We start from the raw sequence: 15,717 nt of genomic DNA on the forward strand, positions 1-15,717 counted from the left end.
CTGTCCCTGTTCAGTGGCCTCTCCCTGTGGCAGCTCATCGCCATGGGCATCGACTACGCCATCAAGTTCGTCATGATTGGCGTGGTGCCGTCGAACCGCAAGCCGTCAAGCGCGAACGCCTGGCTGCTGCTCATTCTGCTGCTCCCGTTCGTGGGCCTGCCGCTGTACCTGCTGATGGGGTCCAAGTACGTCTCGCAGCGGCGCCACCGCATCCAGAAGGAAGCGAACGCCGTCCTCAACGACGTCTACTCCGACATCCCCGACATCCCCGCCGGGGAGCAGGCGAACCCGGAAGTGACCTCGATGATTACGCTGAACCGCACACTCACCGGGTTCCCGGCAGTGCACGGCAGCGCGGTCGCCATGTGGGCGGACTACGAGAAAACGCTGGTGCGGATTGCGGAGCTCGTCGATAAGGCGGAGTCCTACGTTGACATCGAGATTTACGCCGTGGCCTGGGACAACACCACCGCCGTCGTCTTCGAAGCCCTCGAGCGAGCCGTGGACCGCGGCGTCCACGTCCGCCTCCTGTTCGACCACATCGGCTCCATGAAATACCCCGGGTTCCGCGCGCTGAAACGCCGCCTGACGAAGGCCGGCATCCACTGGCACCTCATGCTCCCGCTGAGCCTGCTCAAGGGCCGCTTCCGCCGCCCCGACCTGCGCAACCACCGCAAACTCATCATTATCGACGGCCACACCGCCATGATGGGCTCCATGAACCTCATCGACCGCTCCTACCTCACCCGCCAACACCGCGCCGCCGGACGCCAATGGGTCGACGCCTTCGTGGAACTCCAAGGGCCCATCGTCACCTCCATCGAGGCGCTGTTCGCCGTGGACTGGTACTCCGAATCCGGCGAACCCATCGAGCTCACCGCCCCCTTGGACCTCGGCGCCCCCGCAGACGCGAACCTGGTCCAGCTCATCCCCTCGGGACCCGGCTACCAGGCCGAACCAAACCTGCGGATGTTTAACACCCTCATCCACCACGCCAAAGAACACCTCGTGCTCTGCTCCCCCTATTTCGTGCCCGAGGACTCACTGCTGGAGGCCATCACCACCGCCTGCTACCGCGGCGTGCGCGTGGACCTGCTCGTTGGCCAGAAGGCGGACCAGTTCATGGTGCAGCACGCCCAGTCCTCCTACTACCAACAGCTTCTCGAGGCCGGGGTGCGCATCTGGGAGTTCCCCGCCCCCTACGTCCTGCACACCAAGTTCCTGCTCGTCGACCCCGCCTCGAAGGAGCCCGGCGCCGCCGTCGGCGTGCTTGGCTCCTCCAACATGGACATTCGTAGTTTCTCACTCAACTACGAAAGCTCACTCTTAATTTGCGACGGCCCCCTCCTCCGCAACCTCAACCACCTCGCAGACACGTACCTGTCCGTGACGCAGGAGCTCACGCTGGAGCGCTGGAACACGCGGCCGTGGTACCGCCGCTACATCGACAACGTGATGAAGCTGACCTCGGCGCTGCAGTAGCCGCACACTGGCAGTGCCAAAGGACGCAACCACATCCGAAAAACCCGGCAAAAGCCCAGGTCACGGAAAACTGGTTGCGTCCTTTGGCACTGAGGCCTCTGTGCACGCACCAAATTCCCTCACAACCGACCAGCGACCTGGGAAAACGCCGGGACCCTAGCCAAAACCAAGGAATTTGGTGCGTCGGGCGAATAAGCGACCTACTTGTTCGCCATCACGGCGGCGGCCGCGCCGCCCAGGCCCAGGATGCCGAGCAGCACGCCGACAACGATCAGGATCGTGTTGCGGGTCTTCTCGTCGACGCCGCCCTTGTCGTCGGTGGCTTTGGCGTCCTGCGTGGTTGGGTCAGCTGGCGCCGCGGTGCTCGGGGCCGCTGAAGGCGACGGCTTTGCCGACGTGGTTGGTGGCGTCGATGGTCGCTTAGGTTGCTTCAGTTCCTTGGTGTCCGCGAGGTTGCGGCGGTTGGTGTCCTGGAAGTCGCCGAGTTTACCTTGGGAGAGCAGTGCGGATGCCCGCTGGCCCAGCACGGAGTCGCCGAGTTGGGTGCTGACTTGGCGCAGCTCGTCCTCGGTGTAGTCGAGGAGGCTGATGTCGAAAAGCTCGCTGAAGACGATTTCGCCGGACTCGTTTTCGATCTGGATGTAGACCGGCACGTAGGAGCCGTACAGGCGCTGCGTGTCCGGGATTGGGATCTGGATTTCCTTGCGGGACTGCGGCCCGGCTTCCTTGGCGTCGCCGATGCCCTTGACCTTGATGGTCTGGACTGGGGCGATGCGGGAAAGTTCCTTGCCGTAGAATGCGCGCACGGTGAACTCATGGTCGTGGTAGCCACGGTTGCCGATGGTGCCCACAACCTTGTTGTCGGCGCGCACGGTGGCGATGCTGTTTTCGTCGGCCATGTAGAAGTCGGCCTTGCCGTCGTTCTTGAGGGCAGCGGCGGCGTCGAGTTCGCGGGCGTCGCGTTCGATGCCGCGGCGCTTCTCGGCGTCCTTGTCCGACTCGGAGTCGGACTCGGCGGGCTTGACGGAGACGTCACCGATGCCGCCGGCCTTGACGTTGAGGTTCTTCCACTCGGACGGGACTGACCATTCGCCGACGTAGCAGTCGGGGGCGCCGGCGCAGCCTGGGTGCGGGGCCTCCTGGTTGCCGCTCTTGTCTTCCTCCTGGTAGTCGAAGGTGACGAACTGGTAGGCGTAGTTCATGGCGGATGGGCGGTCGCTGAGCCAGTCTCCGTACTTGGTCCATTCGTAGACGGATTGGCGCTTGCCGTCGACCCACAGCATGCCGTTGTGGTTCAGACCCAGGTTGTGGCCGAGCTCGTGCATGATGGTGTTGCGTACTTTGTCCTCGGCGCCCATGCGGGCGTTCTTGGACACGTAGAAGCTCGTGCCGCCGATCAGTGCGCGGCCGGTGGCGTAGTTGATGGAGCCGTTGGCGGAGGGGGCGTCCATAAGGTCGCCGATGACGCCGGAGCGGAAGATGCCTTCGCGCTCTTTGAGCAGGTCCACCGACGTGGTGATCAGCTCCGAGCCGGACGTTTCGGGCGAGTTGAAGTAGTGGTCCTTGTAGTCAAGGATCGGCCCGCCGCGGTATTCGTCGTCGCGGGCTTCGAAGTTCTTGGAGTAGCCCTTACCTGCGTCGATGTGCAGGTTGTAGCCGTGTGCGGCGAACTTCTTCACCAGCTGGTCCAGGATGAGCCCGGACGGGCGGTAGACGTTCGTGTTCATCTTTGAGCAGGCGTCGTAGCGGGCGAAGCCTTCGGGGTTGACGGCGAAGCGCGCCGCTTCCTGGCAGCCCTCGGTTTCCCATTCGGACTTCATCCAGTTCATCTGGAGGAAGATGTCTTTCTCATACGGGTTGGCGCCCCAGCGGTGCAACGGCATATCGACGCCATTTACATTCGCACCCTGCATTTCCCAGATGTCTAGCAGGCCGTCACCATCCGAGTCCAGCGCCCCCAGCTGCGTTTCGATCTTGACCGTCATCTCGGCCTTCATCGTCGCGCCAGGCTCGACGGTCTGGACCCAGGTGCCGCTGAGGACTTCACCACGTTCCATGTTTTTGTTGTCAGAGCCCGCGTTCCACTCTGGGAGAGTCGCCGGATCCTGAGCGGTGGCAAGTGCCGTCGCACCCGGGAAGTTCGCGTCGACTCGGTAGGCGGACTTGTCCTCCCCGCGCAGGCTGTCCCCAAACTGCGCGGCGGTCATGGTGCCCTTCATTGGCTTGGCGTGGTTGTACATGCGGATCGCCAGCTCACGGGCGGTTCCGGCGTTGTTGGTCAGCTCGGTGACCACGTTGATCTCGTCGCCTTTGACGGTAAAGGTGCGCTTCATGGTGACTTCGCGTCGCGGGTCGGTGTGCTCCAGCACCGTGACGCCGTCCTCGGGGGAGCTCTCAGTCGTACTCTTCGCGATCGGCGCCACCACTCGCCCATCGGCCCAGCCGATCACACCGACCTGGTTCTCCAACTTGCCCGCAACCGACTTCGGGTTCATGTAGGTCAGGGTTGCCTCGTGGTAGCTCTTCCGGATGTGGAGCTGGGTCTGGATGGCATCATCATCTGAATTGACGGGGGACGCCGTCGCAGGCACGGCCGACACTGCGCCCATGCCGAGCGCGAGCGTCACTGCACCTGCAATCACTGTCTTGTGAAAACGCATCCTTTTACCTCCTCAAGCCCAGGTCACGCATAAGGTGTCTGAGATTCGACTGAACAACTGGGACTTCCTGCAGCGCGAGCAAACCGGCGCCTACCAGGAACCCAAGTGCACCGAGAATTACAGTAATCCACCCCGCTGCCGAACTCCCAGTCTCGGGGGCTGGGTCCGGCTCCGGCGTTGGCGCCGGGGTACTCGGGGTCGGTGTCGGCGTGGACGTGGGTGCCTCTGTCGATGGTGTCGGCGCAGCGGTCTGGCGCGGCTCGCGCACGTACGCCGACACCTTCACGGTGCGCTGCGAGCCGTCCTGGTAGGTCACCACAACCGGCACCTCAACCTTCGACTTCGGCTTCACCGACGCGTCCGGCAGCACCTGCAACCTGCCCGAATACTTATCGACGTGCACCTGCCACCCCTTGGCGGCGAAGCTGGCGTCGATACCAAAGGTGGTCTCAGGCGGGACGCGCTGGCCCTGCGGCGTGGAAGCCAAGTCGCCGGCGTTGACGTAGATGTCGCTCCAGCGCGGGCGCTCTTCGTCGGCGATAGCCTTCTTGCGCAGCTCGGCGTCGATAAACTCCTCGGAGCCATCGGGGTACTTCACACGCACGCGCACGTTGTACTTGGCGCCGCCCGGCGCGTCTTTCGGTAGCACGGCGGTGATGCGGCCCGTCTTCGTATCGACGCTCACATCCAACCCAGCGTTCTCCTCAATCGAGAACGTGGTGTTTTCCGGCACCGGGGTCAACATCTCGTAGGACGTGCGGGTGCCGCCGGTCAGCGTTTCCGGCGCGTACCTCGGCGTAAATGCCTCCGCGTCCGGTTTGCTGTGCTTCACCCCGACGTGGAATGGCACATCGGTGGAACTGCCGTCCGGGTAGGACACCGTCACCACCGCGTCCAGCGGCCGGGCACCATTTTCCGGCGCACGCACGACCAGGTTGCCGGTGTCACGGTTCACGGACACCTTCCACCCATTGAGGTTCTTGTTGCCCTCGGCGTCCTCGAAGAACACGAAGTCGGTGCCCTCCGGCACGTTGCGAACATCCGTCCTATGCAGGACGATCGGCGTCCCCGGCAGCACCTCGCGGCCCGTTTCATAGGCGTGGTTGTAGCTGCCCGCGATCTGGCGCGGCAGGATGTTGAAGTAGACGGGGACGTGCTGGGTGGAGCCGTCGCTAAAGCTGGCCTTTACCATCACTTGCACGACGTCACCGGCCTCCAGGTCGTCGCCTGTGGCCTTGAACGTGACCATGCCTGGCTGCTCGCCGTCCTCGGCGGTGCCCTCCCGCTCAACGACGCTCGCGTCAGTTTCGCCCTCGATCGAGTAGGAGACCTGTGCCTCTTCCGGGATCGGCTGGTTGAAGAACACCTCGGCGCCCTGCGTCAGGGTCGCCAGCGGCGCGTGGCTGCGGGTCTCTTCGCCCAGGCGGACGAACACGTCCGGGTACTGCAACTTGTACTCTTCGGCGTACGGGGTTGGGTCGAGCACGTTGACCTTAATCACCCGCTGCTCGCCGGTGGAAAGCCGTACCCAGTACCTGCGCTCACCCTTCGATCCGCCCTCGGAGCGCGGCGGCTTCAAGAACACCTCGCCGTCCCTACCGATGGAGACCCAATCCGGCACCCCACCGGCTTTCAGCTCATCCTTCGTCGAGACGATCTCCATGCCGCTCGCGATTTCATCCGGTCTCATCACGTTCGTCTCAAGCGTCGTCCCCGCCTTCACGTTGATCGGCGTCCAATCCTCCGAGAAATCAGACTCGACGTGAAGCGTCGCCAGCTCTTCGTACAGCGGGTCCCACACCTTGAAGGAGAACTTGTGATTCCACTTGTCACTGCTGCCGACAACACGCACGTTGCCATCCGGCGTCAGCGACACCTGGTAGCCCTCCGCACCCAGGAACTTGGTATTCGGGTCCAACTTCGCCGACGGCACGAACTCGTACACCTCGCCAGGCTTTACGCTCTTCGAGGTAATCGCGAACTTCGGCTTCTCATGAGGAGTGCTGTCCGGCGAGAAGGGGTTCGTCCCCAAGCTCACTTCGTCCTCGTTGCTCACGCCATCGCCGTCGAAGTCCGCGGCTGGGATGGAGAACACACGCTCGTCCTCGCCAACAAACCCGATCAAGAAATCCTTCGCATCAGACGAGTTATCCGGGTAGTCCACCTCCACGCGCGCATGCGTGATGAACGTGTTCATGAACCACTTCGAAACCCGCTCAAACTCCGGCTTCGAGTTCCCAAACTCCTGCTCGTAGGCCTCCGCGAACGCCTCCAGGCCTTTCGCCTTCACAACGAAACGGTTGCCGTCGGAGGCGTCGACAAGCGCGTGGTCCAGCGCCGGCGACTTCCTGCCGTTCTGCTCGCCCTTATACCGAATCGAGCGCACCTTCACCTCAGCATTGCCGAACGGCGTCCCGCTTCGGAACTCCTGGCCCGGCTTCAGCCGCACCAACAGCTCGCCCGGGTACGGGTCGTACTGCTCAGCCATGTATGGCTTCCGCGTCGTCGTAGTCGGCTTCACACTTGTCGACGTCGGCTTCGCACTCGAAGGCTTCGTCTGCTGCGCGCTGCTCGGCTGCGGCTGCGGCTGCGGTTGTGGCTGCGAGGTGCTGCTCGACGGCGACGGCTTTGGCTGCGGTTTTGCGCTCATCGTAGTTGAAGTAGGCGTCGGCGTTGTCGTCTCCGGAAGCTTCGGCAACGGATTCTTCGCGACACCCCTATCCCTGGCGTCGAACGGGTTCGCGCCTTTCTTGGCCTCCTCGCCATTCGACACACCATCGCCATCAAAATCCCCATCCAGATCGTTGGCGAGGCGGCCGTCGAGACCCAAGAGACGCAGCGGCAACACCGCGCGCTCCTGCACCGAGCCATCCGTGAACTTAATGTCGAAGTCCAGCTCGTTGATCTTCGACTGGTCATCCAAAAACTTCTGAGGATTCCACTTATAAATGGAGTCCTTCCCCGACAGCACCTCTCTGTCATAAACCCCGGCGATTACCCCAGTCTCCGGGGCCCACACGCTCACCTGGTAGCGACGCGGAGCATCAGCGCCGCTGGTGGGCGAAGGCCTCCACGCCACTCCTGAAAAATCAATCTTTTTATAAAGCTTCTCCACCCTGGATATCGTCGCCAGGTCTCCCGACTCCAGCTCACTGCGGCCCAGCTTCCCGGGCCTGACCTCCAACAGCTTGTATTTGATTGGATTCGTCTCGGCCAGCGCCGGGCCCTGCGCCTGCGCATTTGCCTGCACCTGCAGCTCTGTTGGCCCTGCAACCTGCACCAACGGCGTCACGATCAACGCCGCCGCCGCAACAACCACACCCCTCCGCAACCGGGTCCGCACACGCGAACCCGCCCGGCGAGCTTCATCTGCTGCCCGGCCGCAATTATTCGCCACAACGAATCCTTTCTGCAGCAAAAGCCAATGACACTCCCAGGGTAGTCCCCCTTATTCGTTTTGCCTAAACCTCCGCAACTTTTTAAATGTTTTCTCATGTGGCGGGTGTGGTTTGTGGGTCAAGAAAGTTCCCCACCAAATCTGCCCAGTGCCAAGAGACGCAATTCCCAAAACAGACACCGCAATAACACCTGGTCACAAAAGTGCTAGAGCTTATTGGTTGCGTCCTTTGGCACTGTAAACAGAAATTGTGGAAGAACAAGGAAACCAGGCGCCCATCAAATGCGTCTAAACAAATATGAATTACAGACAAACACCGCAACCGCAGGCACTACAGATGATCCTCGACTACGCACAACAATGGCCGACCCACATCGCCAGCGGCTACTCAGCTCTCACCCTTTACAGGTTGCCCTACCTTACAGACGCAGCCCCCGTCACATTCATCGGCCCGACCAGTAAGACCCGCTCCCCTACCCCAACAACGCCCGGACTCAAACGCCGGGGAGCCGACGGTATCGCACTCACAACAGTGCACCACTTCGGACACACGATCTACGCAGCGGCCCCCGCGTACGCCACGATTCAGGCGATCCAGATGCTAAAAAGCGGAGAGCACTCTCCTGCCGTCATCACGCCCGAGGGGCTCGACCCCCTCCAAGTACGGGCAGTGCAGCTGGTGGATTGCGTTCGCAGGCACCTCAACGTTTCAACATCTTCGCTGCGCCAAGCAGCGGACTGGCGCGTGGAGAAGCGATGGCTCAACAAGGTACTCAAGCTTTCCAGCAAGCTCGCCGACTCGCCGCGCGAAACCGAGCTGCGCCTGATACTTCACGCCGTAACAAAGCAGCGCCGACTGAAACTAAGTGAGCAAGTCCCGGTATATAGAGGCCGCCGCCTCGTAACGACGTTCGACTTCGCCATCGAACCGCTCAAAATCGGGATCATGTATGACGGCCAGCACCATTGGGAGTATGACCAGCGTCAGAAGGATGCCCGAATCAACTTGGATCTGGCGTTGGAGGGCTGGACCGTGGTCAGGTTCGCCGCCGCCACGTTCCATGAGGTGGTCCCCCGGATGGAAGAATTACTTGACCGAATGTGAACAGTGCCAAAAGACGCAAGCCTATAAATATAGCCCTTTTATAACCAGCGGTTTTAATGGGGTACTCTTAGGAGATTGCGTCTTCTGGCACTGCTATCAAGCTACGCGTCCCGCGCCTCAGTCAACAGCACGCCGATCACCCACAACGCCACGGCCCACACGGCGAAAATGCCGAGGGAGGCGCCGAGCTCCCAGTGTTGGGTGGGTTGGTTCATCATGAAGGCGATGAGGTTGTTGAAGGGGAGGAACTTGGCAACGTCTTGGCCGTATTTGGGGATGAACCCGACGATGGTCTCCAGGAGGAGCATCATGGACAGGCCGATCACGATGGCGGCGGACGTGTTGCGGACGATCCAGCCGACACCCTGGGTGAACAGGGTGAGCAGCGCCATGCCGAGGGGTACTGCCCACAGGGCGCGCTGGGTGGCGCTATTTGTGGTCCAGCCTGCGGGGACGGCGGTGGTGAGGTCGGCAAGGATGAACGCCACGACCACGGCTAGCAGCGTCGCAACCACAACGCCGACGACGCCCACTACGACTTTGGCCAGGGCGACTCGCCAACGCTGCGGTGTGAGGCGGAAGTTGGTGGCGGGGATGCCGAATCGATATTCGGTGGTGACGGTCATGGCGGCCTGCACGATGACGACGATCCCGATGGTCATGGAGACGGTCGAGACGACGGTCAGGGGCGTGTAGGGCATGCCGGAGGTGTTGGCCAGCCAGCCGAAGAGTGCGCCGTAGATGCCGGCGACGATGATCATGGCGGCGCTGGTCCACCAGAAGGAGCGGGTGCTGCGGAGTTTGGTCCACTCGGAAAGTATGAGGTTCATGGTTACTTGCCCTCCTGGACTGTATGTTCGGAGCGGGATGCGAACTGTTCGGTGCCTTCGGTGGATTGGATGTAGGCGTCTTCGAGGGAGGCGTGGTGTTCGCTGAGTTCGGTGAGGATGACGCCGGCTTCGAAGGCGATGCGCCCGATGGTTTCGGGGGTGGCGTTGTTAATGGTGAGGTTGGGTCGGCCGTCGGCGTCGGTGCCTGGGCTGATGGTGGCGCCCGGCGCGCCTGCCTCCACGGCCCCCTGCAAACGAGAAAGCCCATCATCAGCGGCACGCACCACAACGCGGGAGCCGGAGTGGGCCTTGATGAAGTCGTGGACGGAGGTGTCGGCGACGAGTCTGCCCTTGCCGATCACGATGAGGTGGTCGGCGGTCTGTGCCATCTCGGCGAGGAGGTGGGAGGACACCAGGATGGTGCGGCCTTCCTGGGCGAGCGCGCGCAGCAGGGAGCGGACCCAGCGGATTCCTTCGGGGTCGAGACCGTTGACGGGTTCGTCGAGGATGAGGTATTCGGGGTCGCCGAGCAGGGCCGCTGCGATGCCGAGGCGTTGCCCCATGCCGAGGGAGAACCCGCCGACCTTCTTGCCCGCCACGTCGGTCAGCCCGACGAGGGAGAGGACTTCGTCGACGCGGGAGGCGGGGATGCCGGAGGCCTGTGCCTGCCACAACAGCGACGCCCGGGCGGAGCGGTTGGGGTGTACACCTTTGGCGTCGAGGAGGGCGCCGACTTTTTGGGCGGGGCGCTTGAGGTTGCGGTAGCTGGTGCCGTCGATAAGACAGCTGCCTGACGTGGGCTTATCCAGGCCGACGATCATGCGCATGGTGGTGGATTTGCCTGCGCCGTTGGGGCCGAGGAACCCGGTGACGATGCCGGGTTTGACGCGGAAGCTCACGTCGTCGACGGCGCGGACGGGGCCGTAGACCTTTGACAGGTTTTGGACTTCAATCATGCGAAACAGTATGCCTGAGAATGTTTGGCAGCGCGGCACGCAGCCCCGGGTGTAGGGCGAGTTCTTCGAGTTTTTTCAGGGGAACCCAACGCAGCTCAACGCTTTCTTCGTTGGCGGTGGTCTCGAGTGGCTCGCCGGAGCGCACGCGCGCGAGCACGGTGGTGTAGGTCCAGCCACTGGGTGCGGGGCCGGACGTCACTAATTCCTTTTCGACGTCCACTTCGCCCCCATCGATACCGCATTCTTCTTCCGTCTCCCTGAGGGCGGCTTGGGAGGCCGTTTCGTGTGAGTCGCGGGCGCCGCCGGGGATGCCCCACGTGTCGCCTTGGGCGGTCCAAGGGGCGCGGTGTTGCATGAGCACGACGGGCTCGCCGCCGTGCGTGGCCTGCAGGAAGAGCCCCGCGGCGCCGTGTTTGCCCCACATTTTCTGTCCGTTGGGTCCTTCGACCCATCCGTTGCCGTCTCCTTGCATGTGTTCCACTGTAGGTCGTTTCCTAGAAATAGGTCGGGCGCGGTGGTTATGGTTGAGGAATGACTGTCACGACGCCACCTCCCAGCGACGCCTGGTTGGATGATCTTGCGCTGCATCCGCAGCAGCGCGCGTCGAGTGGGCCGATTCGCGCGGCGCGGCGCCTGGCGGACTTCGTGATCACCACGCCGGGCAAGATGCTGGCGATGATGCTGGTGCTCACGGTGGCGGTGGGCGCGATTGGGTTCGCGCAGAGCCAGTCGATGAGTAAGCGCCAGCACGCGCTCGACGTCTTGGTGCAGACCACGGAGCCGATGAACCACTCCGCGCACGTGCTGCTCACCTCACTGTCGCAGGCGGACACGGTGGCCACGACGGGCTTCGTGCAGGCAGGGTTGATGACGCCGGATGAGGTGAAGGCGTATTTGGCGTCGATAGATCAGGCGGTGATCGCGGCGAGCGACATCTACGAGGGCGCCTCGGAGCTGACGCGGCCGGAGGACCAGGAGCGAATCCAGAACCTGGTGCGCTCCATCCAACGCGACCTGCCGCTGTACGTGGCGTTCATGGAGCGCGCGAAGGTGAACCAGCGCCTGGGCAACCCGGTGGGCGTGTCGTATATGTCGGAGGCGTCCAGCATGATGCGTGAGCGGATGATCACCTCGGCGAACACGCTGTTTGCGCTGACGCAGCGCCAGGTGGCGGTGGAGATGGTGCGCCTCAACGCGCCGCAGTGGGTGCCACTTTCGGGCCTGGTGGCGGCGCTGTTGCTGCTGGCGGGGGCGCAGTGGTGGCTGTGGCGCACGTTCCGCCGCCGCTGGAATAAGGGCTTCGTGGCGGCGACGGCGGCGATGGTGGTGGCGCTGGCGTGGGTCGCGGGCTCGAACTTCATTTCGTGGCGCTCGGGCGTCATCGGGTTCGAGCAGGCCGCGGCACCGCTGCGCCAGCTTACCGACGCCCGCCTCCGCGCCCAGGAGACCCGCACCGACGAGACGATGGCGCTGCTGCGCCGCCAGTCCGTTGCGGAGTCGGCGGAGTCCTTCGAGTCCACGTACCAGGGGGTGAGCGCGGCGTTGGATACGGCGTCGGATGCGCCGGAGGTGGCGTCGGCAAGAAGGGCGCTGGAGCAGTGGTCGCAGGCGCACGGCGAACTCGTCTCGACGCTGGACGCCGGCCGGTTTGAGCGCGCCGTCGACGTGCTGATGGTCGATAGCGCGGACCACCCGAGCGCGTCCACCGCGTACACGGAGCTGGACGCGAACATGGTGACGTTGATTGAGTCGGCGCGCGCCGAGATGCGCAACTACATCCACACCTCCCTGGACGCGACAAGGCTGGTGTCGACGGTGGTCGCACTGCTGTCGCTGCTGGCGGTCATCAGCATGTGGTTCGGTGTGCAGCGGCGATTCAGGGAGTACGTATGATGCGCAGGGCTGGCTCGTTGTTGGTGGCGCTCGCGGTGGCAGCGGGCGCAGTGGGGTGTGCGCCGCAGTCCTCGCTGGAAGAGCTGCCGACGGGGGCGGCGTCCACGGCGCACGAGGCAATCCCGTTGCCGCCCGGCGCGCTGCTGGACGGCGCGGGCAAGCAGCCGTCGATGGAGTTTGTGCCGCACGGCCTGGACTGGGAGGGCTCGCTGCGCCCGCGCGCAGCCACTCCGGAAGATGACCCCGCCCTAGAGCAGATCCGGGAGCGCGGCCGGCTCATCGTGGGCGTGGAGCAGTCCCAGTACCTGCTGTCCTACCGCGATATGGTGCGCGGGCAGCTTCGCGGGTTCGAGGTGGAGCTGGCCCGGGAGATCGCCCGCGACCTTTTCGACGACCCCGAGGCGGTGGACTTCCGCTTCGTGGACTCGGCCTCGCGTGCGGAGCTGCTCCGGGAGGGGCGCGTGGACATTGTGATCAGGACGATGTCCATTACCCCGGAGCGCGCCTCCAAGGTGGCGTTCTCCACCCCCTACCTGAAGTCCCAGGTCAGGGTGCTGGCCCCGATTGATCGCGGCATCGCGAGCATGGACGACCTGCCAGAGCGCACCGTGTGCGTCGTCGACCGCACGACGCTGCTCAACATCGTGCGCACCCTCGCTCCGCACTCCCCGGTGCTGCGCACCCGCTCCTGGTCCGACTGCCTCATGGCCACCCAGCAGTTCCAGGCCGACGCCATCATCGCCGACGACGCCATCCTCGCCGGCATGCTCGCCCAGGACCCGCACACCGACATCCTGCCCGACGCGCTGGCCACCCAGTACTACGCCGTCGGCATCCCGCTTGAGCACGACTCAGTAGTGCGGCAAGTCAACGCGACCATCGAGCGCGTCCGCACCGACGGCACCTGGCACCGCATGTTCCAGGAGTGGCTGGCGGATTCCACCACAGACCCCTACCCCCCACCGCTGATGTACCGGGAGGAACCCAATGAGCACGAATGACCCAGGCACCGAAGCCGTCGCCTTCGACCCCTTCGCCGACGACGACGATGACGACGACCTCTTCGAGTACGACGACTCCATGTCCGCCCTCCTCGAGGACCTCGAGGCGCTGCGTCAGGAGAAGCGGCAGGAGGATACCTCGCAACGCTCGCGGCGCCGCGCACTCGACCGGTTCCGCGAACTGCGCGGCACGAAGCGCGAGACCCGCACGGTTGCCGACGGCATGGTCGAACTGCCCTGGGTCCACCCCATCAACCCCAACGACGCCCTTCGGGACCCATCCACCTTTGAAGGCGTCCCCGCCCCGGCGCTGAAGCCCGGCGACCTGGTCGCCGAACAGTACGAGGTGCTCGGCACCATCGCACACGGCGGCATGGGCTGGATCTATTTAGCCACCGACCACTTCGTCTCCGGGCGAAACGTGGTGCTCAAAGGCTTGCACTCGGCCCGCAACAAGGACGAGGAGGCCGCCGCCGTCGCCGAGCGCGAGTTCCTCGCCGACATCACCCACCCCGGCATCGTAAAGATTTTCAACTTCATCGACGACCCGCGCGTGCCCGGCGGGTTCATCGTGATGGAGTACGTAGGTGGGCCGTCGATAAGCAGGTGCGAGGTGGACATCGCGATCGCCTACATCCTCGAAGTGCTGCCCGCGCTGGACTACCTGCACTCGCGCGGCGTCGTGTACAACGACCTGAAGCCCGACAACATCATCGTCACCGAAGACCAGGTCAAACTCATCGACCTCGGCGCGGTCTCAGGCATCGGCTCCTACGGCTTCATCTACGGCACCAAGGGCTACCAAGCACCCGAAGTAGCTATCGACGGCCCCTCCGTCCAATCCGACATCTACACCATCGGCCGCACCCTCGCCGCCCTCATCATCGACCTCCCACACGACGCCGACATCCCCACCCCCACCACCGAACCCCTCTTCCGCCGCTACATCTCCCTCTACCGACTCATCGCCCGCTGCTGCGCCCCCAACCGCGACGACCGCTTCGACTCCGTTACCCAACTCGAAGCCCAACTTCTCGGCGTCCTGCGCGAAGTGCTCGCCATCCGCGACGGCCGCACCTTCCCCGCCCAACACTCACTCTTCTCCCCGCAGCGCCGCACGTTCGGCACCAAGCACGTCGTCTTCCGCACCGACCAACTTATCGACGGCATCACCCGCACCGTCACCATCACCCCCCAGGAAGTCAACATCGCCCTGCCCGTCCCACTTGTCGACGCCACCGACCCCGGCGCCGCCACCCTGCAGAGCACCACCTACTCCGAACCCTCCGAAACGCTTGCCGCCCTGCGCCAAGCGCTCGCCGAGGACCGCCACCCGGACTCCATCGAAATCCCCTTCGCCGTCGCCCGCACCCTCCTCGACCTCGGCTTCACCACCCAAGCGCGCACCTGGCTCGACTCACTTGACGAGGGCCTGCGGAAGAACTGGCGCTACCACTGGTACACCGGCATCACCAACCTACTGACCAGCAAGTACACCGACGCCCAGGTCGCCTTCTCCCGCGTCCTGCAAATCCTGCCCGGCGAATCCGCCTCCAAACTGGCGCTTGCCGCCGTCGCCGAGCTCCTCCTCCAATCCGCCGACCTCCACGACACCGCGCTGTTGGAACCCCGCGTCGCCCGCGGCGCCGCCGGCATGAACCGCCACCTCGACGAACTCCCCAACACCGTCTTCGAGCACCTCCACGAAACCGGCTCCCTCGACCCCGACTGGTCCATGGTCACCACCAACCCCGCCATGCTGCGCTTCCACGCCATCCGCCTCTACGCCCTGGTCTGGAGCACCAACCCCACCACCGTCTCCTCCGCATTCGGCCTGGCCCGCCAACTCATGCACGAAAACCAACCCGAGCTTGCCGCCGCAGCCCTGGACCGCGTCCCCGTCGCTTCCCGACACAACCGCCTCGCCCAACTCACCTCCATCCTCAGCCTGGTCACCGACCCCACCGAGCCCCGCATCCGCGAGGCCGCCCTTCGCCTCCAACGCATCCCCAACACCGAACCCCGCTACCTCCAAATCAAAGTCTTCATCCTCCGCGCCGCCCTCACCTACACCCTCGACGGCCACCAACCCGACCCCTCCCCCATCCTGGACACGAGGTTCACCGCCCACGAGCTCCAAAACGAACTCGCCAGGACCCTGCGCGCCCTGGCCAGAGTGGCGCCCTACCTCCAACACCGCTTCGACCTCGTCGACATGGCCAACAAGATCCGCCCCGTGACGTGGTTCTAGGGTTTGCTTGGGTTTTGGAGGGGAATTTGGTGCCTCTGTTTGAGGCGCCAGTGCCAAAGGACGCATTCGAGTTTGCCTAGCCCTTTTACTACCAGCGCGTTTGAACATCTGGTCCAATTCGAGTTGCGTCTTTTGGCACTGG

At 63.9% G+C, this 15,717-nt stretch carries 10 protein-coding genes; 5 read left to right on the forward strand and 5 right to left on the reverse strand.

Translation table 11 applies throughout. The features are described from left to right. Complete coding sequence (gene cls, locus HMPREF3170_RS05020; RefSeq protein ID WP_070478247.1) at positions 1-1,482, forward strand: cardiolipin synthase; 1,482 nt, start codon at positions 1-3, stop codon at positions 1,480-1,482. A gap of 200 nt (positions 1,483-1,682) precedes the next feature. Here cls and HMPREF3170_RS05025 read toward each other — a convergent pair whose 3' ends face one another. After that, entirely contained in the window at positions 1,683-4,142 is a 2,460-nt protein-coding gene (locus HMPREF3170_RS05025) for a zinc metalloprotease (RefSeq protein WP_070478210.1), read from the reverse strand. A gap of 4 nt (positions 4,143-4,146) precedes the next feature. After that, complete coding sequence (locus HMPREF3170_RS05030; RefSeq protein ID WP_141742206.1) at positions 4,147-7,539, reverse strand: Rib/alpha-like domain-containing protein; 3,393 nt, start codon at positions 7,537-7,539, stop codon at positions 4,147-4,149. Positions 7,540-7,837: 298 nt separating this feature from the next. Here HMPREF3170_RS05030 and HMPREF3170_RS05035 point away from each other — a divergent pair, with 298 nt between their 5' ends. Further along, positions 7,838-8,644 (forward strand): endonuclease domain-containing protein, encoded by an 807-nt coding sequence (locus HMPREF3170_RS05035; protein WP_070478214.1) that lies wholly within the window; start codon positions 7,838-7,840, stop codon positions 8,642-8,644. 101 nt (positions 8,645-8,745) lie between these two features. On the opposite strand, the gene HMPREF3170_RS05040 is transcribed toward HMPREF3170_RS05035, so the two are convergent. The 3 genes from HMPREF3170_RS05040 to HMPREF3170_RS05050 are packed head-to-tail and all read right to left on the reverse strand — an operon-like array spanning position 8,746 to position 10,854. Further along, positions 8,746-9,474: an ABC transporter permease gene (locus HMPREF3170_RS05040; protein ID WP_070361845.1), complete on the reverse strand. Its 729-nt coding sequence runs from the start codon at positions 9,472-9,474 to the stop codon at positions 8,746-8,748. 2 nt (positions 9,475-9,476) lie between these two features. Further along, entirely contained in the window at positions 9,477-10,430 is a 954-nt protein-coding gene (locus HMPREF3170_RS05045; RefSeq protein WP_070478216.1) for an ABC transporter ATP-binding protein, read from the reverse strand. Continuing rightward, entirely contained in the window at positions 10,423-10,854 is a 432-nt protein-coding gene (locus tag HMPREF3170_RS05050; RefSeq protein ID WP_371327489.1) for an NUDIX domain-containing protein, read from the reverse strand. Before HMPREF3170_RS05050 ends, HMPREF3170_RS05045 begins: the two co-directional genes overlap by 8 nt. Positions 10,855-10,961: 107 nt before the next feature. On the opposite strand from HMPREF3170_RS05050, the gene HMPREF3170_RS05055 reads away from it, so the two are divergent. Genes HMPREF3170_RS05055 through HMPREF3170_RS05065 form a run of 3 tightly spaced genes read left to right on the forward strand, consistent with a single transcriptional unit; the run spans position 10,962 to position 15,575 of the window. After that, complete coding sequence (locus HMPREF3170_RS05055; RefSeq protein ID WP_070478218.1) at positions 10,962-12,323, forward strand: hypothetical protein; 1,362 nt, start codon at positions 10,962-10,964, stop codon at positions 12,321-12,323. Then, positions 12,320-13,324: a transporter substrate-binding domain-containing protein gene (locus HMPREF3170_RS05060; protein WP_246814919.1), complete on the forward strand. Its 1,005-nt coding sequence runs from the start codon at positions 12,320-12,322 to the stop codon at positions 13,322-13,324. The genes HMPREF3170_RS05055 and HMPREF3170_RS05060 overlap by 4 nt, the downstream gene beginning before the upstream one ends. Then, entirely contained in the window at positions 13,311-15,575 is a 2,265-nt protein-coding gene (locus tag HMPREF3170_RS05065) for a serine/threonine protein kinase (protein WP_070478220.1), read from the forward strand. The genes HMPREF3170_RS05060 and HMPREF3170_RS05065 overlap by 14 nt, the downstream gene beginning before the upstream one ends. Positions 15,576-15,717 lie beyond the last annotated feature (142 nt).

It is taken from the genome of Corynebacterium sp. HMSC08D02, assembly GCF_001807505.1.
Classification (GTDB): domain Bacteria; phylum Actinomycetota; class Actinomycetes; order Mycobacteriales; family Mycobacteriaceae; genus Corynebacterium; species Corynebacterium pseudogenitalium.